Annotated in this window: 22 protein-coding genes; 12 read left to right on the top strand and 10 right to left on the bottom strand. The window is 65.3% G+C overall.

What is annotated here, in order from left to right:
* Positions 1–58 precede the first annotated feature (58 nt).
* From VFG49_RS00360 to VFG49_RS00350, 3 genes are all read right to left on the bottom strand, one after another.
* The gene (locus VFG49_RS00360; RefSeq protein ID WP_324857235.1) at positions 59–1,411 is read right to left on the bottom strand and encodes a polyketide cyclase; all 1,353 of its coding nucleotides are present in this window, start codon (positions 1,409–1,411) and stop codon (positions 59–61) included.
* A 351-nt stretch (positions 1,412–1,762) separates the two neighbouring features.
* Positions 1,763–2,404 carry a response regulator gene (locus VFG49_RS00355; RefSeq protein ID WP_026635939.1) on the bottom strand — a complete coding sequence of 214 codons (642 nt, stop codon included), beginning with the start codon at positions 2,402–2,404 and terminating at the stop codon, positions 1,763–1,765.
* 127 nt (positions 2,405–2,531) lie between these two features.
* Positions 2,532–3,761 (bottom strand): sensor histidine kinase, encoded by a 1,230-nt coding sequence (locus tag VFG49_RS00350; protein WP_324857232.1) that lies wholly within the window; start codon positions 3,759–3,761, stop codon positions 2,532–2,534.
* A gap of 222 nt (positions 3,762–3,983) precedes the next feature.
* Between VFG49_RS00350 and VFG49_RS00345 the strand changes: the two genes are divergently transcribed.
* From VFG49_RS00345 to VFG49_RS00300, 10 genes are all read left to right on the top strand, one after another.
* Complete coding sequence (locus VFG49_RS00345; RefSeq protein WP_324857230.1) at positions 3,984–4,604, top strand: GNAT family N-acetyltransferase; 621 nt, start codon at positions 3,984–3,986, stop codon at positions 4,602–4,604.
* Entirely contained in the window at positions 4,601–5,377 is a 777-nt protein-coding gene (gene minC / locus VFG49_RS00340) for a septum site-determining protein MinC (protein WP_324857228.1), read from the top strand. The genes VFG49_RS00345 and minC overlap by 4 nt, the downstream gene beginning before the upstream one ends.
* A 43-nt stretch (positions 5,378–5,420) precedes the next feature.
* Entirely contained in the window at positions 5,421–6,236 is an 816-nt protein-coding gene (minD, locus tag VFG49_RS00335; RefSeq protein ID WP_324857226.1) for a septum site-determining protein MinD, read from the top strand.
* Between the two features lie 5 nt (positions 6,237–6,241).
* Positions 6,242–6,511 carry a cell division topological specificity factor MinE gene (minE, locus tag VFG49_RS00330; protein ID WP_324857224.1) on the top strand — a complete coding sequence of 90 codons (270 nt, stop codon included), beginning with the start codon at positions 6,242–6,244 and terminating at the stop codon, positions 6,509–6,511.
* A gap of 73 nt (positions 6,512–6,584) precedes the next feature.
* The gene (locus tag VFG49_RS00325; protein WP_324857222.1) at positions 6,585–7,097 is read left to right on the top strand and encodes a hypothetical protein; all 513 of its coding nucleotides are present in this window, start codon (positions 6,585–6,587) and stop codon (positions 7,095–7,097) included.
* Positions 7,098–7,215: 118 nt separating this feature from the next.
* The gene (locus VFG49_RS00320) at positions 7,216–8,577 is read left to right on the top strand and encodes a nodulation protein NfeD (RefSeq protein WP_324857220.1); all 1,362 of its coding nucleotides are present in this window, start codon (positions 7,216–7,218) and stop codon (positions 8,575–8,577) included.
* A 13-nt stretch (positions 8,578–8,590) separates the two neighbouring features.
* Positions 8,591–9,346, top strand: a complete 756-nt coding sequence (locus tag VFG49_RS00315; RefSeq protein WP_324857218.1) for a slipin family protein — start codon at positions 8,591–8,593, stop codon at positions 9,344–9,346.
* A 63-nt stretch (positions 9,347–9,409) separates the two neighbouring features.
* Positions 9,410–9,964, top strand: coding sequence for a YaeQ family protein (locus VFG49_RS00310; RefSeq protein ID WP_324857216.1), 555 nt, complete (start codon positions 9,410–9,412; stop codon positions 9,962–9,964).
* An 8-nt stretch (positions 9,965–9,972) separates the two neighbouring features.
* The gene (locus VFG49_RS00305; protein ID WP_324857214.1) at positions 9,973–11,226 is read left to right on the top strand and encodes a TIGR03862 family flavoprotein; all 1,254 of its coding nucleotides are present in this window, start codon (positions 9,973–9,975) and stop codon (positions 11,224–11,226) included.
* A 99-nt stretch (positions 11,227–11,325) separates the two neighbouring features.
* Positions 11,326–12,360 carry an HDOD domain-containing protein gene (locus VFG49_RS00300; RefSeq protein ID WP_324857211.1) on the top strand — a complete coding sequence of 345 codons (1,035 nt, stop codon included), beginning with the start codon at positions 11,326–11,328 and terminating at the stop codon, positions 12,358–12,360.
* Between the two features lie 87 nt (positions 12,361–12,447).
* On the opposite strand, the gene VFG49_RS00295 is transcribed toward VFG49_RS00300, so the two are convergent.
* From VFG49_RS00295 to VFG49_RS00285, 3 genes are all read right to left on the bottom strand, one after another.
* Entirely contained in the window at positions 12,448–13,461 is a 1,014-nt protein-coding gene (locus tag VFG49_RS00295) for an LLM class flavin-dependent oxidoreductase (protein ID WP_324857210.1), read from the bottom strand.
* 548 nt (positions 13,462–14,009) lie between these two features.
* Positions 14,010–15,185, bottom strand: a complete 1,176-nt coding sequence (locus tag VFG49_RS00290; protein WP_324857209.1) for a YncE family protein — start codon at positions 15,183–15,185, stop codon at positions 14,010–14,012.
* A 45-nt stretch (positions 15,186–15,230) separates the two neighbouring features.
* A complete protein-coding gene (locus tag VFG49_RS00285; protein ID WP_324857207.1) occupies positions 15,231–16,037 on the bottom strand; it encodes a creatininase family protein in 807 nt (268 codons plus the stop codon).
* Positions 16,038–16,227: 190 nt separating this feature from the next.
* Between VFG49_RS00285 and VFG49_RS00280 the strand changes: the two genes are divergently transcribed.
* Positions 16,228–17,310, top strand: a complete 1,083-nt coding sequence (locus VFG49_RS00280) for a linear amide C-N hydrolase (protein WP_324857205.1) — start codon at positions 16,228–16,230, stop codon at positions 17,308–17,310.
* 172 nt (positions 17,311–17,482) lie between these two features.
* Here VFG49_RS00280 and VFG49_RS00275 read toward each other — a convergent pair whose 3' ends face one another.
* The 4 genes from VFG49_RS00275 to thpR all read right to left on the bottom strand — a co-directional run bounded on the left by VFG49_RS00275 (position 17,483) and on the right by thpR (position 20,667).
* Positions 17,483–17,629 carry an oxidoreductase-like domain-containing protein gene (locus tag VFG49_RS00275; protein ID WP_324857429.1) on the bottom strand — a complete coding sequence of 49 codons (147 nt, stop codon included), beginning with the start codon at positions 17,627–17,629 and terminating at the stop codon, positions 17,483–17,485.
* Positions 17,630–17,696: 67 nt separating this feature from the next.
* Positions 17,697–18,464, bottom strand: coding sequence for a methyltransferase (locus tag VFG49_RS00270; protein WP_324857203.1), 768 nt, complete (start codon positions 18,462–18,464; stop codon positions 17,697–17,699).
* Positions 18,465–18,552: 88 nt separating this feature from the next.
* Positions 18,553–19,950 (bottom strand): M20/M25/M40 family metallo-hydrolase, encoded by a 1,398-nt coding sequence (locus tag VFG49_RS00265; RefSeq protein WP_324857201.1) that lies wholly within the window; start codon positions 19,948–19,950, stop codon positions 18,553–18,555.
* Between the two features lie 108 nt (positions 19,951–20,058).
* Positions 20,059–20,667: an RNA 2',3'-cyclic phosphodiesterase gene (gene thpR / locus VFG49_RS00260; RefSeq protein ID WP_324857199.1), complete on the bottom strand. Its 609-nt coding sequence runs from the start codon at positions 20,665–20,667 to the stop codon at positions 20,059–20,061.
* A gap of 180 nt (positions 20,668–20,847) precedes the next feature.
* Here thpR and VFG49_RS00255 point away from each other — a divergent pair.
* On the top strand, positions 20,848–20,999 hold a 152-nt coding region (locus VFG49_RS00255; protein ID WP_324857427.1), incomplete at its 3' end, for a biopolymer transporter ExbD.

The following is a 20,999-nucleotide window of genomic DNA, read 5'->3' as shown; positions in this document are numbered from 1 at the left end:
CCAAAATGAAAAGGCCCTTCGCGGGGAAGGGCCTTCTCGAGACATTGCCGTGGAGGTCTTACTTGCCGGCGGTGCCAGCTTCGGCCGGAGCAGCGGCGGTGCCGGACGATGCCGGGGCCTGCTCGGTGCTGTCGTCCAGCGACGGCGGCTTGAGGCCGGCTTCCTGTTCCGGGGTCTGCTCCGGAGCCCAGCTCAGCGGCAGGTACACGTCATACTCGGCGTACTGCGTGACTTCCTCGCCCTGCTTCACTTCCGGCTTGGCTTCGATGTCGTAGAAGCGGTTGACCACTTCGTCGAACTTGTAGCCGTGGGTCTGCGCATAGGCCTTCAGCAGGTCGCGGGTCTGCGGCACGCCAGCGGCGGTACCGTTCCACACGGCCTTGAGGGCCGGGCCACCGAAGGCCAGGAAGGCACGCACGTCGTTGTCGACGATCAGGCGGCCGAAGCGGTCATGACCACCCGGAGTATTGTCGGCAGGAGTGGCGGCAGCAGCATCACCAGAGGTGCTGGCGCCAGCGGCGGCAGCCAGGTCGGGCGACTTGGCGGCGGCGAGCTCCACGGTCTGGCCACCGACGTTCAGGCTGGTCGCGCTGATCGGCATGGCCACGTCGAACGTGTAGTTCTGGTCGCCATAGTTGGTGGTGTAGATGATGCGCGGACCGGTGGTGGTCACGCCCAGCTTCTTGGCAGCAGCCTGGATCTGGCCCACGGCCTTGTCGGTCGCGTCGTTGAGGGCCTCGAGGCCACCCTTGCGCTCGATCGACGTGGACACCATCAGCACAGCCGTCGGCTGGGTCTGCTCGATGTACGGGATCAGCTTGGTGTAGTCGACGTTCTGGACCGAGGCCAGCACGTTCTGCAGGTTGTTCAGGGTGAACTGGATGAAGGCATCAGGATCACCATGAATGTACAGGTTCGAATAACGGTTGATCAGGTTGAAGCCGTAGGCGACGTCATACGACCAGGTCACCTTGGTCAGCTGGCCGCGGCTGCCCTGGCGATCAAGATCAAGCGTGAAGTGCTTGTCGTTGCCGCGCCAGTCGTTGTCCAGGTTCCAGATGATGGAAGCCTTGCGCACCTGCGAGTCGACCTTGTCGAAGGTCGGATCGGCCGAAGCGATCGTCAACTTGCCGTTGCCGACCTTGTCGTCGTTGCTGGACCAGCTCACCTCGGCGCCCGGGCCATAGGCCTTGCCGCCGAAATCGAACTTGATGTTGCGGTCGTACTCGCGCTGCACCGTGTATTCCGGGAAGCGGCGGAAGTTGCTCAGGACGTCGTAGACCTGACGCATGTCCTTACCGACGACCAACGACCTTTCCACGTGGCCGCTGCCAGGCATGACCACGCCCACCACTACCGCCACCACGGCGACAATGATCAGGGCAACAATAAATTCAAGAACACGCATCATTCCGGGATTCTCCGCACGTCTCTCTGTATACGGCACAAGGGCAGTCGCCGGAGACCGGCCCGCCACGGGAGACTCCCGAAGAATCGCGTCGTGACAGGGGTCGGCCAGCGCCGAAGCCACCGATACTACTTGCTCGCGCGCTGGAACGCCATCCGGCCGTGAAATAGCCTTCCAGACGCCTGCGAATGGCTGTGGCACGAGGCCTGGCGGCGCAGCGTCAGACCCTTCGGATGCGCCTGTCGAGGCGTCTTCGCACCCGTTGTTTGAGCAGGCGCCGGGTACCGGCGCTTTCAAGGGCTTGCCCAGCAAAACACCTGGCCCTCGCGGGGACCAGGTCCGCAAGGAGCGCGGTCAGACGATGCCCAACTCCAGCGCCTTGAGCACGGCGCGGGTGCGGTCGCGGACGCCGAGCTTGGAGAGGATGTTGGAAACGTGGTTCTTCACGGTTCCTTCGGCCACCTTCAGGGAGTTGGCGATTTCCTTGTTGCTGTATCCGCCGGAAAGCAGGCGCAGGATCTCGGTCTCGCGCTCGGTCAACGGGTCGGGCTGTTCCAGGCTGGTGAACTGGTTCTGCATCCGCCCCACGCCAGCCAGCAGGCGCTGGGTAACCATGGGCGCCACCAGTGAACCGCCGGCCGCCACGGTGCGGACGGCCTCGACCAGTTGCTCCAGCGACACGTCCTTGAGCAGGTAGCCGCGAGCGCCGGCCTTCAGGCCTTGCAGCACGAGCTGGTCGTCGTCGAAGGTGGTGAGGATGATGGTCGGCGGCAATTCGTTGCGGGCGGACAGTGCCTGCAGCACTTCCAGCCCGCTCATGTTGGGCATGCGCAGGTCCAGCAGCACCACGTCGGGCTTGATCCGCGGGATGTCCTGCACGGCCTGGGCGCCATCGGCGCACTCGGCCACTACGCGGATGTCCTCCGCCAGATCAAGCAGTGAGCGGACACCCTGGCGAACCAGGTTCTGGTCGTCGACAAGACAGACGGAAATCATCGCGGATCCTCGAAGCGGTTGTGGCCTGCGTGCGATGCCCGCGGCCAGCGGAGACGATGCGGCTATCCAAGCCACCTGATTTTGGCACGCCCATCAAGCCGGCGTGAATGCTGAAGACAACTCTGTCTCAAACCATGCCCAACGCGGGCGGCTCGAACCGTGACGGCGTATGCGCCAACTCGGGTGCCTCACCCAGCGGCAGGCGCACGGTGAGCGCAAAACCCTGGGCCAGCGACGGGTCCACCGTCACGCTGCCTGCGAATTCGTTCAGTCGCTCGCGCATGCCCGCAAGCCCGTTGCCCGGCTTGAAGTTCGCCGCACCGCGACCGTCATCGCGGGCCGACAGTTCCAGCAGGTTGGCGTTGACGTAATCAAAGCGCAGCCAAAGATTGCGTGCTGCGGCGTGCTTGGCGGCATTGGTGATGATTTCCTGCGCACAGCGCAGCAACACCTGGGCCCGGCGCGGATCTTCCACGCTGAAGCGCGGCGGTGTTTCCACGTGCACCCGCAAACCGGGCACGCCTTCGATAAGACTGCGCAGCGCCTGGGTCAGGTCGATGGCATCGTCCTGACGCAGCTCGCTCACGACTTCGCGCACGTCGGACAACAGGTGCTTGGCGGTGACCTGCGCCTTCTGCACGTGCTCGGCGGCCTGCGGATTCACCAGGTGGCTGGCCACTTCGAGATTGAGGCTGAGTGCCGTCAGATGATGACCAACCAGGTCGTGCAGGTCGCGCGCGATGCGCATGCGCTCGGCGATGCGGGTGGATTCGGCCAACAGGGCACGGGTGGCGCGTAGTTCGGAGTTGAGGCGACGCTGGATTTCGCGTTCCTCCGCCTGCAGGCTGGCGATCATCGAGGTGAAGAACACCAGCGCGGAGATGCCCAGGTACATGCACACCTGCAGGAACGCCGTCACGATGGTCCAGCCCATGTAACTGGCGATGATCGGGATCAGCATCAGGTTCTGCAGCAACATCCACAGCAACCCGGCGCCGACTGGCAGCTGCCACGGCAGCACCACGGCGATCACCAGCATCAGCATGGCGGACAGGCCGCTCTGGCTGAACCAGCCCATCGCCACGGCCGAGCCGGTCAGCACTACCAGTCCCAGCAGCTGGGCGATCGACGGATAGCCGGTCTGCCGGGTCATGCCCGAGCGATGCGTCAGCAGCAGATAGGTCACGCCGAAGATCAGGTAGGAAAGAATCCAGCCCGTGATGTTTGGATTGCTCCACCAGGCATTGACCTGCGCCAGCCCGCCCGGCCCGGACAGCAGCGGCAGCGCTACGCACAGGTAAGTGAACAGACCGGCGTACCGCAGCAGCCGGATATGATTGATGTTGGACCATGCCATGGACGCATCATCAGCCGCCGGCAGTCGTGGTGCAATGCGTGAGAAGTCATTCCCTCGCCCCTGCCGGAAGGCACGGGCGCCGGGCCCGGGGTCGAGGCTTTACGAAGGCTTTACATGGTGCGCCGTGATATGTGCGGCCGCCGTACGCATGCCATAATGCCGCCCGTCACGCGGGGCCGCTTCAACGGTCTTGTCCTCGAACCACACACAGCGGAGCAACGAATGGCCCTTGCCATCCGCGACGTGCGAGAGCACGACCTGGATGCCGTACTGGCGCTCAACAACGCCGCCGGCCGCACCATCCTCGCCCTGGACGCCACCCAACTGCGCTACTTCTACGATCACGCGGATTATTTCCGCGTGGCCGAGATCGACGGCCACCTGGCAGGCTTCCTCATTGCGCTGCGCGAAGGCAGCAACTACGACAGCCCAAACTACCGCTGGTTTTCCGAGCACTACCCGCAGTTCGCCTATATCGACCGCATCGTCATCGCCAACGCCTACCGTCGCCACGGCCTGGGCCGCATCTTCTACTGCGACGTGACCAGCTACGCCGAGGTGCGCGTGCCGCTGCTGACCTGCGAGGTGTTCCTGGAGCCTCGCGACGACGTGGTGGTGCTGTTCCATGGCACCTATGGGTTCCAGGAAGTGGGCCAGCAGCGCATGGGCGAGGAGGGTCGGCAGGTCAGCCTGCTGGCGAAGGACCTGCCCAGCTACGCGTTCGTGCGTGAGACCTATCTCGAACACGGCGGCCTGCCCGACGTGCCCTGGCTGGCCGAGCGCCCTCGCCCTCTTCACCCCGACACCCACACGCGCCGCCTCGCTGGTGAGCGGCGCCCATGAATGCACGAATGGATACTCAAGACGCCTGCGACTTGCGCTTCGGCCAGGTCGGCATCGCCAATGTGCGCGTTCGACGCGCCGATGCCGCCGCCCTCTGTGACGAACTGGAACGCCGCGTGCGCTCCGCCCCTCAACTGTTTTCCCGGGCGGCCGTGGTGCTGGATCTCAGCCATCTGCCCGAACTGCCCGACGACGGCATCGTCGACGCGTTGATCGAAGCCATCCGCACGGCGGGCATGCTGCCCGTGGGCCTGGCTTACGGCACCAGCGAGGTCGAGGCGCTGTCGCGCCGGATGGGCTTGCCGCTGATCGCGAAGTTCCGCGCCGCCTATGAACCCGCCGATGGAGGCAGCATCGCACCGCCGGCGCCGTCGGCTCCTGCTCCAGTCGCGGAACCGACACGTCGCAGCGAGCCCGCCCGCAGCGAGCCCGAAGTGCTGCCCGGTCTCGGCGCGCAGCACGTCGACGGCACGGTTCGTTCGGGCCAACAGGTATACGCGCGCGATCGCGACCTGGTCGTCACCGGCACGGTGGCCAACGGCGCCGAAGTGATCGCCGACGGCAGCATCCACATCTATGGCGGCCTGCGTGGTCGCGCGATGGCTGGCGCACAGGGTGATGAGAAGGCGCGCATCTATATTTCCGACTTCCGCGCGGAACTGGTGGCCATCGCCGGCCACTACCGCGTGTTTGAACAAATTCCGAAGGACCTGGAAGGCCAGTCTGTGCGATGCTGGCTCGAAGGGGAAAAACTAATGATCGCCAAGCTTTGACGATCGCCATTACTACAACAAAAGCATTTCGCGGAGATGAGCCTTGACTGCTGAGATTATCGTTGTCACTTCGGGCAAGGGTGGCGTGGGCAAGACCACCACCAGCGCCTCGCTTGCGACGGGCCTGGCCATGGCCGGCAAGAAAGTCGCGGTGATCGATTTCGACGTCGGCCTGCGCAACCTCGACCTCATCATGGGCTGCGAGCGGCGCGTGGTTTACGACTTCGTCAACGTCGTGCACGGCGAAGCCACGCTCAAGCAGGCGCTGATCAAGGACAAGCGCTACGAGAGCCTCTATGTGCTTGCCGCCAGCCAGACGCGCGACAAGGACGCGCTCACCCAGGAAGGCGTTGAGAAAGTGCTCGACGGGCTCGACAAGGAAGGCTTCGACTTCATCGTCTGCGACTCGCCCGCCGGCATCGAGAAGGGTGCGCACCTGGCGATGTATTTCGCCGACCACGCCGTGGTGGTGGTCAACCCGGAAGTGTCTTCGGTGCGCGATTCGGACCGCATCCTCGGCCTGCTGGCCAGCAAGACGCGTCGCGCCGAGCGTGGCGACGGGGCCATCAAGCAGCACCTGCTGCTGACGCGCTACAACCCGGCGCGTGTCGCCGTGGGCGAAATGCTCAGCGTGAAGGACGTCGAGGAAATCCTCGGCATCAACGTGGTCGGCGTCATTCCGGAATCAGAAAACGTGCTGGCGGCGTCCAATGCCGGCGTGCCGGTGATCCTGGACGACAACTCGTTCGCGGGCCAGGCCTACAGCGATACCGTTGCCCGCATCCTTGGTGAAGAACGTGCCCTGCGCTTCCTCGATGTGCCGAAGAAGGGCTTCTTCCAGCGCGTATTCGGAGGCTGATCGGCATGGGTATTCTTGATTTCCTGAAGCGCAAGCCGGAGCCCACCGCTGGACTCGCCAAGGAGCGTCTTCGCATCATCGTGGCTCAGGAGCGCTCGACCCGGGGCGCTCCCGACTACCTGCCGTTGCTGCGCAACGAGCTGCTCGAAGTGATCAAGAAATACGTCCACGTCGACCTCGAAGCCATCAACATCAATGTCGAGCGCGACAGCGGACACGAGATCCTCGAACTCTCCGTGGCGCTGCCCGAAAACACGCCAGCCAAGTCCGTCTGAGGTCGTGGCGCGGTATCCCCGCGCCACGCATCTGGACACCGTTGCCGCCGTGCTCCCCGGCGCTCTTCAACCGATGTCAGCTCCCTCCTCTCCTCCTTCCGAAGAAGCAAGCGTGACGCGCCTGGCCGAGATTGGCTTCGAGGCGCCCGCCACCCTGCTCGCCCGTTACGGACTATCGCTGGAACATGTGGCGCCCGGCACCGCCATTCCCGGCAGTTTCTGGGGTGACGAAGAAGCCGGCATCATCGGCAACACGGTGTATGCGCGCGACGACACACCCGTGCATTCGCTGCTCCACGAGGCAGGCCACCTGATCGTGTTGCCGCCCGAACGACGCGCATTCGTGCATACCGACGCGACGGATTCGATCGACGAGGAAGACGCCACCTGCTACCTGCAGATCGTGCTCGCCGACGAACTGCCCGGCGTGGGCCGCCAGCAGCTGATGGCCGACATGGATGCCTGGGGTTACACCTACCGCCTCGGTTCGACCCGTGCCTGGTTCGAGCAGGACGCGGAAAATGCGCGGCATTGGCTGGTGGAACACGGCCTGCTCGACACACAAGGCCGACCCGTTTTCAGCTGATGTCGCTGCGCGCCCTGGCTTGGGGCCGGCGACTCATCCAGCGACTTTCGCACCACCTCACACCGGCAAAACATCCTCGGGCGCACTCTGAACCTGCGATCCGTTGAGGAGGCGCCGCGTGACGCGATGGCTCTGGATATCGGCCAGCCTGTTGCTGGCGCTGGCCATCATGGTGGCAGTCGGACAGGCTGCCGATGCACCCGTGCGCACCGGTGCATTTGCGGCACGTATCGAGCTCACTGGTCCGGTGGGTCCCGCGGCCGCCGAATACATCGACAGCAGCCTGCAGCGTGCGAACCGGGACGGCGCATCGGTGATCGTCCTGCAGATCGACACGCCGGGCGGCCTGTCCGAATCGATGCGGCGGATCATCGCCAGCATTCTTGCCAATCGCCTGCCCGTGCTTGGCTACGTGGCGCCCAGCGGCGCGCGTGCCGCTTCCGCGGGCACCTATATCCTGTATGCCTGCCATGTGGCGGCGATGGCGCCGGCAACACACCTTGGCGCGGCGACGCCGGTCCCACTGGGCGGGGAAAGCCCGCTTCCGTTTGGACGTCCGCCCGCCGCGGCAGGCTCGGCGCCCACCGTGCCCACAGATGCCGAATCCAACAAGGTGCTCAACGACGCCGTCGCCTCGATCCGCTCGCTGGCGCAACTTCGCGGGCGCAACGCCGAATGGGCCGAGCAGGCGGTACGCGGCGCAGCCACGCTGACCGCCGACGAGGCGCTGCGCAATCACGTGATCGACCTGGTGGCGCCTGACGTGGCCAGCCTGTTGGCACGCGCCGAAGGCATGCATGTGCGGGTCGCGGGCGCGGACCAGGTGTTGCACGTCACCGGGCTCTCGATCCGCGACTACGCGCCGGACTGGCGTACGCAGTTCCTGGACGTGGTGACCCATCCCACCATCGCCTACCTGCTCCTGCTGGTTGGCATGTGGGGCCTTGTCATCGAGGCTTTTCACCCCGGCGCGCTGGTGCCGGGCGCGGTGGGCGCGATCTGCCTGCTCATTGGCCTGTATGCCCTGCAACTGCTGCCGGTGAACTATGCGGGCCTGGCGCTGATGGCGCTGGGCGTTGGCCTGATCGCTGCCGAAGCCATGTCGCCGTCGGTCGGTGCCATCGGCATCGGTGGCGTCATCGCTTTCGTGATCGGTTCGATCATGTTGTTCAATCGCGATGTGCCGGGTTACGCGGTGAACCTTGGCGTGATCGGCGGCATTGCCTTCACCGCCGTGGTCTTGCTGGTATGGCTGTTGCGGCTGGTGAAGCGGTCACGCCAGACGCGTCGCTTTCACGGCGACGACCAGATGCTGCTTGCCCATGGCGAACTCATCGATGCCGTCGCGGCCGACGGTGAAGGCTGGGCCCGTATCGGCGGCGAGCAATGGCGCGTGCACAGCGACGTCGCGCTGCCCGCGGGCGCGCACATACGCGTGGTCGGACGCGATGGCCTGTTGTTGCGCGTGATGCGCACCTGACGGAGGACATTCCATGCTTGGTTTCTTTGGCGTCATCGTGGTGTGGCTTGCTGCATTGTTGTTCCTGTCGGTCAAGGTGCTGCCGGAATACCAGCGCGGCGTGGTGCTGACGCTGGGCCGCTATACGGGCACCAAGGGACCGGGACTGGTGATCCTGGTGCCCATCGTGCAACGCATGATGCGCGTGGACCTGCGCGTGAGGGTGATGGACGTGCCGCCGCAGGACGTGATCTCCCGCGACAACGTCTCGGTGCGCGTCAATGCGGTGGTGTATTTCCGCGTGGTCGAGCCGGACAAGGCGATCCTGCAGGTCGCCGATTTCTTCCAGGCCACCAGCCAGCTGGCGCAGACGCGGCTTCGTTCGGTGCTGGGCCAGCACGAGCTGGACGACATCCTTTCGCAGCGCGACTCGATCAACCATAGCCTGCAGCAGATCCTCGACGAAGCCACCGACCCCTGGGGCATCAAGGTGAGCAACGTCGAGATCAAGGACGTGGACCTCAACGAAACCATGGTGCGCGCCATCGCCCGCCAGGCCGAGGCCGAACGCGAGCGGCGCGCCAAGGTGATCCACGCCGACGGCGAACTGCAGGCGGCCGAGAAGCTGCGCGACGCGGCGGCCCTGCTCGCCCAGCAGCCGCAGGCGTTGCAGCTGCGATACATGCAGACGATGTCCGACATGTCCAACAGCGGCAAGGCATCGACCATCGTCTTCCCGCTGCCGATGGATCTGGTCAAGCCCCTGCTGGATCTGCTGCCCCGCAGCTGAGCGCCGGGCGATCGGCCGTGCCGGGCGCGTACAATGGGTGGTTACCTTTCGCAGGCTGTCCCCATGGCCCTCAACGCCACCATTTACAAGGCCGAGCTTCAGATCAGCGACATGGACCGGCACTACTACGCCAACCATGCGTTGACGGTGGCACGTCACCCCTCCGAAACGGCGGAGCGCCTGATGGTGCGCCTGCTGGCCTTCGCCCTTTTTGCCGATGAGCGCCTGGAGTTCGGCAAAGGACTCAGCGATGAGGACGAGCCGGCGCTATGGCGCAAGGCGTACACCGGCGAGATCGAGCAATGGATCGAGCTGGGCCAGCCGGACGAGGCGCGCATCCGCAAGGCCTGCGGCCGCGCCCAGCACGTGGTGGTGATCAACTACAGCGGCCGTGGCGCGGATATCTGGTGGGACAAGATCGCCGGCTCGCTGGGTCGCAATCGCAACCTCACCGTGCTGGACATTCCCGCTGAAACGGTGGACCTGCTGGCGGCGATGTCCCAGCGCGGCATGCGCCTGCAGTGCCTGATCCAGGACGGCCATTTGCAGCTGATGAGCGAGACGGCCAGCGTGTCGGTGGAACCGCAGTCGCGCATGACGGCCACGCTGCCGAACTGACGCCAGCGATGTCCTTGGTTACCCCTGCCCCGGCCAGCCTCGTCATTATCGGTGGCGGCCCCGCCGGCCTGATGGCGGCCGAAACCGCGCGCGCGGCGGGCATCGAGGTCGATGTCTTCGAGGCCAAGGGCTCGGTCGGCCGCAAGTTCCTCATTGCCGGCAAAGGCGGCATGAACCTGACCCACGGCGAACCCAAGCCCGCCTTTCTACAGCGGTACGGCGCGCGCGCGAAAGAGGTCGGCACCTGGCTGGACGGGTTCGACGCCGATGCCCTGCGCGAATGGGCCAAGGGCCTGGGCGTGGAGACCTTCGTCGGCACATCGGGCCGCGTGTTTCCCAGCGACCTGAAGGCGGCTCCGCTACTGCGCGGCTGGGTCCATCGCTTGCGCGACAGCGGCGTGCGCTTCCACGTGCATCACCGTTGGCTGGGCTGGAATGCCGACGGCACGCTGCGCATGGGAACGCCCGACGGCGAACGCGCGATTCGCGCGGATGCCGTGGTGCTCGCACTCGGCGGAGGAAGCTGGCCTCAGCTGGGCTCTGACGGTGCGTGGCAACCATGGCTCGCCGCGCGCGGCGTGGATGTGGTGCCGCTGGTGCCGTCCAACTGTGGCTTCGACATCGGCTGGAGCGAACACCTCGCCAGTCGCTTCGCGGGCGCGCCGCTGAAACCCGTGGTGATCCACCTGCGCGACGCACATGGCCGGGAACACACGCGCCAGGGTGAATGCGTGATCACCGCGGGCGGCATCGAAGGCAGCCTTATCTATGCTTTCTCCGGCTTGTTGCGTGACGCCGTGGCCGCGAACGGGTCGAACACCATCACGCTGGACCTCGCGCCCGATCGCACGCTGGAACGCTTGCGCAACGACCTGGCCAAACCCCACGGCAGCCGCTCGATGAGCGAGCACCTGCGTCGCCAGACCGGCCTGGCCGGGGTGAAGGCGGCGCTGCTGCATGAAGTGCTGAACCGCGAACAGTTCCATGACGCCGAAATGCTGGCCCGGACCATCAAGCGCCTCCCCCTGACGCTGAGGCGCCCTCGCCCCATCGAGGAAGCCATCAGCAGCGGCGGCGGCGTGCGCCTGGAGGCGCTGGACGGCCGGCTCATGCTCACCGCCCTGCCCGGCGTGTTTTGCGCCGGCGAAATGCTGGACTGGGAAGCCCCCACCGGTGGCTACCTGCTCACGGCCTGCTTCGCCGCCGGACGGCTGGCCGGCCTTGGCGCCGTCGACTGGCTGCATCGCTCGCGCCCGCTCTGAGGCCCGCATCGCAGGACCACACATCCGCGCTACATGTTTCCGCTTCTGCGCCGATACAACGGCGGAGCGGGGGCGCGAGACGAGAGAGCGAACGGGACGATGATGGGTTATTGGTGGCGGTTTTTCGCACGTGAACGCGCTTCGGCCAGTCCCGCAGCGCGCCCGACGGCGGCCGTTCGCCAGCCTTCGGTCAGCAAGCGGGAGGAAAGCACCAACGGCACCGTCACCGGCGACGAGATCGAAGAGCGCTTCTGTCGCTTCATCCTCAACATGCCCGACAGCACCAGCGATGCCGCGCAACTGGCGCGGGAGCAGTCGATCCTCCTGCGCCTGAAGGAACAATGCGATAGCGGGCGCTTTGATGTCCGCACCCTGCCGCGCATGCCTACCGTGCTGCCGCAACTGATGCGCGCCATGAAGAGTGACAAGCTCAATGGCGCCCAGCTGGCTGACCTTATCCGGCGCGATCCGGTACTGGTCGGCGAGGTCATGCGCGTCACTGGCAGCGTCGCCTACCGTACGGCGCATCCGGTGGGCAGCCTGCAGCATGCCGTGGTGCTGCTCGGCCAGTTGGGCTTGCGCCATGTGGTGTCGGTCTACGTGATGAAGCCCATCCTGATGGCAAGCGCTGGCGCCAGCGGCCAGATCGTCGGCCAGCGCCTGTGGGATCACGCGGAGCGCTGCGCTCACGCGGCGGTGTACCTCAGCAAGGGCCAATGCGATCCGTTCGAAGCGCAACTGGCCGGGCTGGTGGGCTATACGGGCCTTGGCGCCGTCGCACGGTTGCTCGACAAGGAGCTGGGACAAGCGTTGCCTGCATGTTCATCCGCCTTCATCAACGGATGCGCTCGCATCGCCACGCAGCTGAGCGTGCAGGCCGGTCGCCATTGGGAGCTGCCGGCCGTGGTGCTCGACGCCCTTATCGAACATGCCGACGGCGATGCCGGCCGCATGGCGTTGCCGATGAGCCGCACGCTGCATGTCGCGCAACGGCTGGCGATGTTCCAGTTGCTCTCGGAGCAGGGCCTGCTGGATGGCGAGGCGGGTTATGCCGATGAACGGGTAACGGCCTTCCCGGAACAACTGCTTGCCCGCTGCCAGCAGGACTTGCGGCAGAATTTTGCCGAGCCCTGAGACCACCCGCTGCTTGTTGCATCAGGTGGTCCGAGGTCAGTGCGTGTGGCGATCCGGCTCAGCCGGGATCGCGCACTGGGTGCACTCCTACAGCGAACGCTTTTCCGCAGCGATGGCGATGTCCTGGCGCACCTGCGCCACGATCTCGAATGAGCGGCAACGTGCTTCATGCTCGAAGACGTTGGCGGTGACCATCAGCTCGTCGGGACGATGACGTGCGATGAACGCCTCCAGGCCCTGCTTCACCGTGTTTGCATCGCCGATCACCGCACAGGCCAGCGCGCGCTCCACGCCGAACTTCTCGGTGGGCGTCCAGTAGTTCTCGATATCGTCGATCGGCGGCGGGATCAGCCCCGGGCGTCCACGACGCAGGTTGATGAAGCTCTGCTGCTGCGTGGTGAACAGGCGGCGCGCCTCGGCATCGCTTTGGGCCGCAACGACGTTGATGCCCAGCATCGCGTGCGGTGCCTGCAGGCGGGTGGACGGACGGAAGTCGCGACGATACAGCGCCAGCGCCTCGTCCATCGCATCCGGCGCGAAGTGCGAAGCAAAGGCGAACGGCAAGCCCATGGCCGCCGCCAGTCGTGCGCTGAACAGGCTGGAGCCGAGCAGCCACACCGGCACCTCGATGCCCGCGCCCGGCACCGCACGCACTGGCTGATCCGCCGTTGCCGGCTCGAAATAGGCGAGCAGTTCGGCCACGTCCTGGGGGAAGGCATCCGCGCTGTCGAAATAGCGGCGCAAGGCACGCGCAGTCGCATGATCGGTACCGGGCGCGCGTCCCAGGCCCAGGTCGATGCGCCCCGGATAGAGGGAGGCGAGCGTGCCGAACTGCTCGGCCACCTGCAGCGGTGCATGGTTGGGCAACATGATGCCGCCCGCGCCCACCCGGATCGTCGATGTACCACCCGCGACATGGCCAATCAGCACCGCGGTGGCGGCGCTGGCGATACCGGGCATGTTGTGGTGTTCGGCCAGCCAGTAACGGGTATAGCCGAGACTCTCGGCGCGCTGGGCCAGGTTCAGCGAATTGGCGAACGCCTGCGCAGCGTTGCTGCCCTCGGTGACTGGCGCCAGGTCGAGTACGGAAAACGGAAGCATGGGGCGTCCTCGTGAGGGAAGCCCCCGATGTGGGGCCGGTGGCAGGAATTGCCAGTGATCTGTAAGGCGTCAGCCGAAGCGCCAGCTGCGCTGCTCGACACGCCCACAACGATCACACTCTCGACGGCCCGGTTCGGGGCGCGTCCACTTGTGCTTGAACACCCGGCAGGTCCAAAGGCCGAGCCATCGCTTTCCCGCCATTTCCTGTCCCCGTTCCGTCGAGCCACAATGTGATCTGGATCACATTACCAGTGGGTGCGCAGAAAGGCGATACCGTTGGACAGGCCATTCACCGGCTGCCCGGACATCGTTGCGCGCCCCTGACCTGCATGGCCGCAAGGAAATCCGCCATGGCTGTCGACACGGCCGGCGTGACTCAAGCGGGCGCGGAGAACGTAACCATCGAAAGTGACGTGCTGACGACGGTGCACGCGGCCCGTTGACTCCGCCAGGCCGGGCAAAAAAAATCGCCGGGAAGTCGTGCTTCCCGGCGATCGTTGATCTCGCGGACGGTGCGCTGCATGCAACGTCCTGGGAGAGGGTTTTGCTCAGCGCATGATGCCGGTGTGGCCCAGCGAATAGCGGCCCGGCTGCGGCCACACGGTAAGTCCGTGCGGCTCCTGCCCGACCTTGATGCTGCGGACTGCGCCGGTCGTGGTGTCGAACGCATACACGACGTCGTCAAAGCGCCCCGAAAGCCACAGCGTCTTGCCGTCGGCACTCACGTTGCCCATGTCCGGGCTGCCGCCACCGGGGATCGGCCAGTTGGCCACCACCTTCTGCGTCTTGAAGTCGATCACCGAAACGCTGCCCTTGCCGTGCTTCGGACCGTGGATCTTGTTGGAGCCGCGGTTGGCGACGTAGAGCTTGGTGCCGTCGCGGCTCGGGTACAGGCCGTGGGTGCCGACGCCGGTCTTGATGAAGCCGACCTGCTTGAAGCTGGCACCGTCGATCAGGTAGACGCCATCGGCCATCATGTCGGCCACGTAGAAGGTCTTGCCGTCCGCCGAGGCGCGGATGTCCTGCGGCATGCCCTTCTTGGAGAGATCGAGGTAACCCAGCACCTTGCGGTTGACCAGGTCGATCTTGGTCAGCTTGCCGGTGAATTCGCAGGTGAAGATGGCATACGTGCCGTCGATGGCGAACTCGGCGTGGTTGATGCCCTTGCATTCCGGCGCCGACAGGCTCGAATGCAGTGCCATGGTATGCGCGTCGCGGAAATCCAGGCGCGCGTGCGCCTCGGCCACCACGATCGCTTCCTTGCCGTCCGGCGTGAAGTACATGTTGTACGGATCATCCACCGGCACCGGCTTGCCCGGCTTGCCGGTGCGCGGATCGATCGGCGTAAGGCTGCCGTCGTTCTTGCGCTCGGCGTTGTTGGTGGCCCACAGCGTACGCATGTCCCACGACGGCACGATGTGCTGCGGACCCTCGCCCACCTTGAACTTGTCCACCACCTTGAAGGTGGCCGGATCGATCACGTAGACGTCGTTGGAACGCAGGTTGGGCACGTAGATGCGCGCCGGGTCGTTGGCCACGGCCGGGCTGATCTTGCCCAGACCGGACTCGCTGTACATGTTGGCGGGGTTGACCACCGCCGGCATGCCGGGAACCGTGTTGACGGACGAAGCCGCCATGGCGGTGCCGGCCACGCAGGCCGCGGCAAGCGCGATGGGGGCAAGGCGGGAGAATCGGGAGAAGCGCGGGGAATGGACGATGGCCATGGTGGACAACTTATCAAGGGAGTTCTGGGGGAGCCCGGAGGGGCGTCAGTGGGCTTGGATGTCTTTCTTCAGAGCCTCGGTCGTATGTAACACAATAGCATCGACGCCCAACTGACCGAGATCGGCCGAGGCGCGGCGCGGATCGCCGCCGTACACGCCATCGGCCGCGCCCAGCTTCGGGCCATGCTGCAGTGGGTCCAGCCGGACCATCTGCGGCGCCACCGCCAGCTGCAGCGAGGTGTCAGCAAGCCCGGCGTGGGTGCCGATCTCGTCGTCGCGGAAACCGCGCTGGCGCAGCTGCTGCGCATAGCCCTCCGAGGAGCTGGCGTAGTACTCCGGAGGCACGATGGCCTTCGCCTTGCCCGCCCAGACCTTGTTAAGCCGGGCGGCGACGCGATCGAGATCCTTCTGATAGCCGCCGTGGTCGCCCAGGAACACCACGTTGCGGAAACCATGCACGGCGAAGCTTTGTGCCACCGACTCCAGCGTCTGCTCGAACACGGCGTCGGGCACGGTGATGGTGCCGGGAAAGCGCATGTGGGAACTCGGCGGGGCGGTGCCGCCCTCAGGCACATAAGCCACCACCGGCGCCACCAGCGCATTGCCCAGGCGCTCGGCGATCTTCTTGGACAGATAGGCCGCACGCACGTTGTGCTTGCCTACCGCGATGCCCGGGCCGCTCTGCTCGGTGCCGCCGATCGGAATGATGATGGTGGTCTTGCCGGCATGGACCTGGTCACGGATTTCCGTCCATGTCAGGTCTTCCAGCAGGACGGTGCGGGGCGTCTGTGCATTGGCCAAGCCGCTGGCAAGCAGCAGGCCGCCAAGCAGTGCGAGCGATCGGGAACGCATCTGAGCATCCGGTAAAACGAAGCAGGCAGTTTAAAGCGCACCCTTTGTGAGCGCACCCTCTGCGCGACCGAGGCCCTCCCTGTGCCGTTCGCGCACAAGGTGCGCTCCCACAAGGGCGGCGCTCAGCGCTGCACAACGCTTTCATCGCCTCCGTGCTCTCTTGCAGCCACCATCGCTGCCGGGCATATCCATGAGCCGCCACCTGTTGGCCTTCGCCGCCGGACTCGCCGCGGTCCTCGTGGCATCTCCCGCGCTCTCCTGCACGCGCACGCTCTACGTGGGCGCCGACAACACGGTCATCACAGGTCGCAACATGGACTGGTCCGAGGACATGGGATCGAACCTGTGGATTTTCCCCGCAGGCATCCAGCGCGACGGCGACGCGGGGCCGAATTCGCCAAAGTGGACATCGCGCTACGGCAGCGTGATCACGGCCGGCTATGACATCGGCAGCGTCGATGGCATCAACGAAAAGGGCCTGGTGATGAACGCGCTCTACCTGGCCGAGACCAACTACGGCACGCCGGATCGCAAGCGGCCGCACATGGCCATCAGCCTGTGGGGCCAATACATCCTCGACAACTTCGCCAGCGTCGACGAGACAGTGAAGGTACTGGCGAAGGAGCCGTTCCAGATCATCGCCCCGCCCTTGCCCAACGGCAAACCGCTCAGCATCCACGTATCGATCTCCGATGCCAGCGGCGATTCGGCGATCTTCGAGTACGTCGACAGCAAGCTGGTGATCCATCACGGCCGCCAGTACAAGGTGATGACCAACTCACCGATCTACGACAAGCAACTGGCGCTGTACGAATACTGGGAAAGCATCGGCGGCCTGAAATTCCTGCCCGGCACCAACCGAGCCGCCGATCGCTTTGCGCGTGCTTCGTTCCTGCTCGAATCGGTGCCCAAGCAACTTGATCCCAACTACATCGCGGGCGTGCCCAACCAGTCGTACGCCTACCAGTCGGTGGCCGAGGTCATGAGCGTGCAGCGTGCAGTGAGCGTGCCGCTTGGCATCAGCACGCCCGACCAACCGAACCTGTCATCCACCATCTGGCACACGGTGGCGGACCAGAAAAACCTCGTCTACTACTTCGATTCGGCGACCCGGCCCAACACCTTCTGGGTCGACCTGCACAAGCTCGATCTGAAAGCTGGCGCACTGGTGAAGAAGCTGACCATGGCCAACGGGCAGGTGTATTCGGGCGAAGTGTCCGCGCAGTTCGTGGACACGCCGTCGTTCAAGTTCATGCCCGCGCCTGCGCCCTGAACCCGGAAGCGATCACTGTAGGAGCGCGCCCTGTGCGCGACCGCCACGCCGCGAATGACCCCAATGGACCTGGCCCGGGTTTCCCACAAATGGCCATGAAGATTCCACTTCGCCAGTCTGAAGGCGTGTCGCGCACAGGGTGCGCTCCCACGGAAGTCACATCACGTGCGGGTTATTCGGCGGACTCGCCGGGGTGGCGATTTTTCCATGCCGCGAGTTCTTCGCGGTAGCGGCCCATCGCTTCGTCGTAGAGATCGAAGATGCAGGGCACGCAGCCCTGCCCGCAGCAGTCTTCGTCGTCAGGGCGTTGAGGGTGCACGGGAGGCGGATCGCTGGAGGGCGCCGAAGCGCCCTCCGCGTTGGAGCTTTGCGGATCAGTCAAGGCATCAACCGGGCTTGCGGAAACGGTAGACGAACTGGTCGGTGTGGCCGCGGATGGACTTGTCGAACACCTTGATGTTGTGCGGATCGGCCGCGTTGCGCAGCACCTCGCTTTCACCGTCGAACTTGAAGCCCACCGACTCCACCTGCTTGCGCACGATGGCCGGGTCGATGCGATGCAACGTGTCGGTGTCGCGCATGCCCGAACCCGCTTCGGCCACGTGGTCGATCACCACGAACACGCCGCCAGGCTTGAGCGAGTCGTAGACCTGCTTGTCGAATACCACCGGGTCCACGTTGCCCATGAACTTGTCCGGGTAGTCATGGTAGTTCTGCGAGGTGAACACGACGTCCACCTTCTCCGGCGTCTTGAATTCCTTGGAAGGCACCATCAGCACGCCGACATTGGCGTAGTGCGGATTGGCGACCAGCGCCTTGGTGGCCTGCACGTCAGACTGTGCTTCCTTGCCGTATTCGTTCGGCCACACCGCGTACACCTTGCCCTTGGGGCCCACGATGCCGCTGAACACGCGCGTGAAGTAGCCGCTGCCCGGGATGAGGTCGACCACGGTCTGCCCCGGCTTCACCTGCGCGAAGGCCATGAGGTCCGCGATCTTGCGTCGGTCGTCATTCGACGCGTCATCCTTGCGCGCGGGGTCGTTCACTGCTGCGGTGACGTAGGAGGGAACTTCCGAAGGTGCGGGCGGCGCGGCAAGCGCACCGGTAACCGGGAAAGCGAGGGCAACCAGCACTGCGAGGACGGTCGGACGCATGACGAACTCCGCGGTCAGGTGTGGGGGCGCCATTCTGCGCCCCCACGAGACAAATCGCACCAGGAGTTTCGGCATACCGTGCGGCAGCTCACTTGGCCGCTGGTTTTCCTGCCAGGGTGGTCAGCAGCACGTGCCAGTAGGCCAGGTCGTCGTAGAAGCCCTGGACCGGCACCCGTTCGTTCAGACCGTGTGCGAACGCGTCGCTGGTCTTCATGAACATGCCGTTGACCCCATAGGTGGGAATGCCCGCTGCGCGGAAATACAGGCCGTCGGTGGCACCGGACTCCTGGATCGGCGTCACCGCCACGCCCGGACGGATGCTGTGCACCGCCTTGGTCACCGCCGCCAGCACGTCCTGGCGCAGCGGCGAAGCATCACTGGATACGGCCTTGCCGACGAGGGCGATATCGACCTTGGGACCGACCACGTCCTGCAGCGACTTGCGCACCGTATCGATGGCCACGCCCGGGAAAATGCGGCAATTGATGGTAGCGGTGGCCGATTGCGGCAGCGCGTTGTCCGCATGACCACCGCGCAGCAGCGTGGCCACGCAGGTGGTGCGGGTCTTGCCCACCTCCGATGGTTCGTCGGCCAGCACGGCGGCGGCCGACGCGTCATGCGGATCCTTGGCGAAGGCGCGCATGGCGTCGCCCACCTTACCCTGGGTGGTGGCACCCAACGCCTTGAACGAGGCCAGCGTGGTGTCGTTCCACATCACAGGGAACTGGTAGGCCTGCACCTTCTTCAACGCGTCGGCCAACTCGTAGATGGCGTTGTCCTTGCGCGGCAGCGAACTGTGACCACCCGGATTGTGCGTGGTGAGTTCGAAACTGGCGTAGGCCTTTTCGGCCGTCTGGAAGCCGAATACCAGCGGCTTGCCCGACTCGCTCAGCTCGCCGCCGCCGGCATCAGTGTTGAGCGCGTATTCCACGTCGACCAGGTCGCGATGGTTCTTGACCAGGTCTTCCATGGTGTCCTGCGTGGTTTCCTCGTCGCCCGTGTATACGATGACCAGGTCGCGCGTGGGCACGAAGCCTTCCTTCTTCAGACGAATGAAGTTCGCCGCCAGCACGGTCACGCCGCTCTTGATGTCCTCGGTGCCGCGACCGTAGAAATAGCCGTTTTCCTCGATCAGCTTGAACGGGTCGCGCTGCCAGTCTTCCGGCTTGGCGGTCACCACGTCCATGTGCGCCATCAGCGCGATCGGCTTGCCGCCACTGCCATCGCCGCGATAGCGCACCACCATGGCCGCCGTCTCGCCGTACGGAAGGATATGGATGTCCGCATCCGGGAAGCCCGCCGCGCGGAACTGATCGGCCAGGTACTTGGCCATCACCGGTACCTGGCCCTGCCCGATCTCGGTCTTGAACGCGATGAGGTGACTGAGGATGTCGCGGCCGCGCGCCTGATTGGCGTCCAGCGTGGTGGCCGCCACGGGCGCTGCGATCGAGAGCGTCAGCAGGGATGCGAGCAGGGTTTTGAACATGGTGCCTCTCACCGGCGTCGGAAGGAGCCGTGAGTATGTCGTGTTCCCCCACCCGTTGCGCAATCGGCCGCCAGATATTTCCGGTATGGCCGGTCAGACGTCCCTGGCTTACGCCGGCTGGAAGCGCCAGGCGTCCAGCACCTGGTAGTCGCCGCCGCCCACGACGCTGTGCAGCAATGCAAAACCTTCCGCGCGCCAGGCGATGGGCGACACCGGCGCGGGCTGCGGCGCCGCACCACGACTGTACGCATACGTAAGGTGCGGGGTGAAGTTGCGCGAGACGTGGGCACCCAATCCGGCAAGCACGAGTGCCTGGCGCAGGTCGTTCCATAGCGCCTGCAAACCGGCCGGCACCTCGGAACAACGCAGTACGCAAGGCGGTTCGCGTCCGTGGAACGCCGAGGCCTGGTCGAGTACGAGGTCGAACGGCGAGGCCTGGATCTTCCCCGCAGCCGTGATCGCCGCGCGGACGAGATCGTCGCGCAGCATGGGATGGTCGCCAAGGAAATGCAGCGTCACGTGGTAGCGGGAAGGGCGGGTCATCCTGGCGCGCAGGTGTTGCGCCGCCGCAACGCTCTTCGCCGCGGCCTCGACCTGCTGGCACACCGACTCGCCTGGCAGCAGCGCGAAGAACAGGCGATGGACCTGGTCCGGTCCCTGCCCGCCTCCCAACAGGTCGGGCTGAACCGGGGCGGGAGAGGAACGACGGACACTCATCGGCAGGGCATCGAAAAGACAGCGCCACAGACTAGCGCATCGGGCCATCCGCGCCGAGTCCGCGTCCAGCGAGGCAGGACTACCCCAGCAGCATGCCGCGCCCTATGCTGGAACCGCCGACGCGTCCCCACGCGCGGCGCTCCACATCGATGCCACATCACGCCGTCAGGAGGAAGAACCATGGCCTTCTCTGCACGTGTATCCGATGTTCCGTTCGCACAGATCAACGTGACGCCGCTGGTCGATGTCCTGCTCGTATTGCTGGTGATCTTCATGATCACCACGCCCGTGCTCACCCATCAGTTGAAACTGGACTTGCCTCAGCCGGGACG

The organism is Dyella sp. (genome assembly GCF_035685885.1).
In the GTDB taxonomy this organism is placed as follows: Bacteria; Pseudomonadota; Gammaproteobacteria; order Xanthomonadales; family Rhodanobacteraceae; genus Dyella.
The sequence above is the reverse complement of the archived record's forward strand: the minus strand, read 5'-3'. Positions and strand labels throughout refer to the sequence as shown.

Coding starts and splice junctions, on each gene's coding strand:
- VFG49_RS00360 (WP_324857235.1), bottom strand. CDS start 1,411: ATGATGCGTGTTCTTGAATTTATTGTTGCCCTGATCATTGTCGCCGTG.
- VFG49_RS00355 (WP_026635939.1), bottom strand. CDS start 2,404: ATGATTTCCGTCTGTCTTGTCGACGACCAGAACCTGGTTCGCCAGGGT.
- VFG49_RS00350 (WP_324857232.1), bottom strand. CDS start 3,761: ATGGCATGGTCCAACATCAATCATATCCGGCTGCTGCGGTACGCCGGT.
- VFG49_RS00345 (WP_324857230.1), top strand. CDS start 3,984: ATGGCCCTTGCCATCCGCGACGTGCGAGAGCACGACCTGGATGCCGTA.
- minC (WP_324857228.1), top strand. CDS start 4,601: ATGAATGCACGAATGGATACTCAAGACGCCTGCGACTTGCGCTTCGGC.
- minE (WP_324857224.1), top strand. CDS start 6,242: ATGGGTATTCTTGATTTCCTGAAGCGCAAGCCGGAGCCCACCGCTGGA.
- VFG49_RS00325 (WP_324857222.1), top strand. CDS start 6,585: ATGTCAGCTCCCTCCTCTCCTCCTTCCGAAGAAGCAAGCGTGACGCGC.
- VFG49_RS00315 (WP_324857218.1), top strand. CDS start 8,591: ATGCTTGGTTTCTTTGGCGTCATCGTGGTGTGGCTTGCTGCATTGTTG.
- VFG49_RS00310 (WP_324857216.1), top strand. CDS start 9,410: ATGGCCCTCAACGCCACCATTTACAAGGCCGAGCTTCAGATCAGCGAC.
- VFG49_RS00305 (WP_324857214.1), top strand. CDS start 9,973: ATGTCCTTGGTTACCCCTGCCCCGGCCAGCCTCGTCATTATCGGTGGC.
- VFG49_RS00300 (WP_324857211.1), top strand. CDS start 11,326: ATGATGGGTTATTGGTGGCGGTTTTTCGCACGTGAACGCGCTTCGGCC.
- VFG49_RS00295 (WP_324857210.1), bottom strand. CDS start 13,461: ATGCTTCCGTTTTCCGTACTCGACCTGGCGCCAGTCACCGAGGGCAGC.
- VFG49_RS00290 (WP_324857209.1), bottom strand. CDS start 15,185: ATGGCCATCGTCCATTCCCCGCGCTTCTCCCGATTCTCCCGCCTTGCC.
- VFG49_RS00285 (WP_324857207.1), bottom strand. CDS start 16,037: ATGCGTTCCCGATCGCTCGCACTGCTTGGCGGCCTGCTGCTTGCCAGC.
- VFG49_RS00280 (WP_324857205.1), top strand. CDS start 16,228: ATGAGCCGCCACCTGTTGGCCTTCGCCGCCGGACTCGCCGCGGTCCTC.
- VFG49_RS00270 (WP_324857203.1), bottom strand. CDS start 18,464: ATGCGTCCGACCGTCCTCGCAGTGCTGGTTGCCCTCGCTTTCCCGGTT.
- VFG49_RS00265 (WP_324857201.1), bottom strand. CDS start 19,950: ATGTTCAAAACCCTGCTCGCATCCCTGCTGACGCTCTCGATCGCAGCG.
- thpR (WP_324857199.1), bottom strand. CDS start 20,667: ATGAGTGTCCGTCGTTCCTCTCCCGCCCCGGTTCAGCCCGACCTGTTG.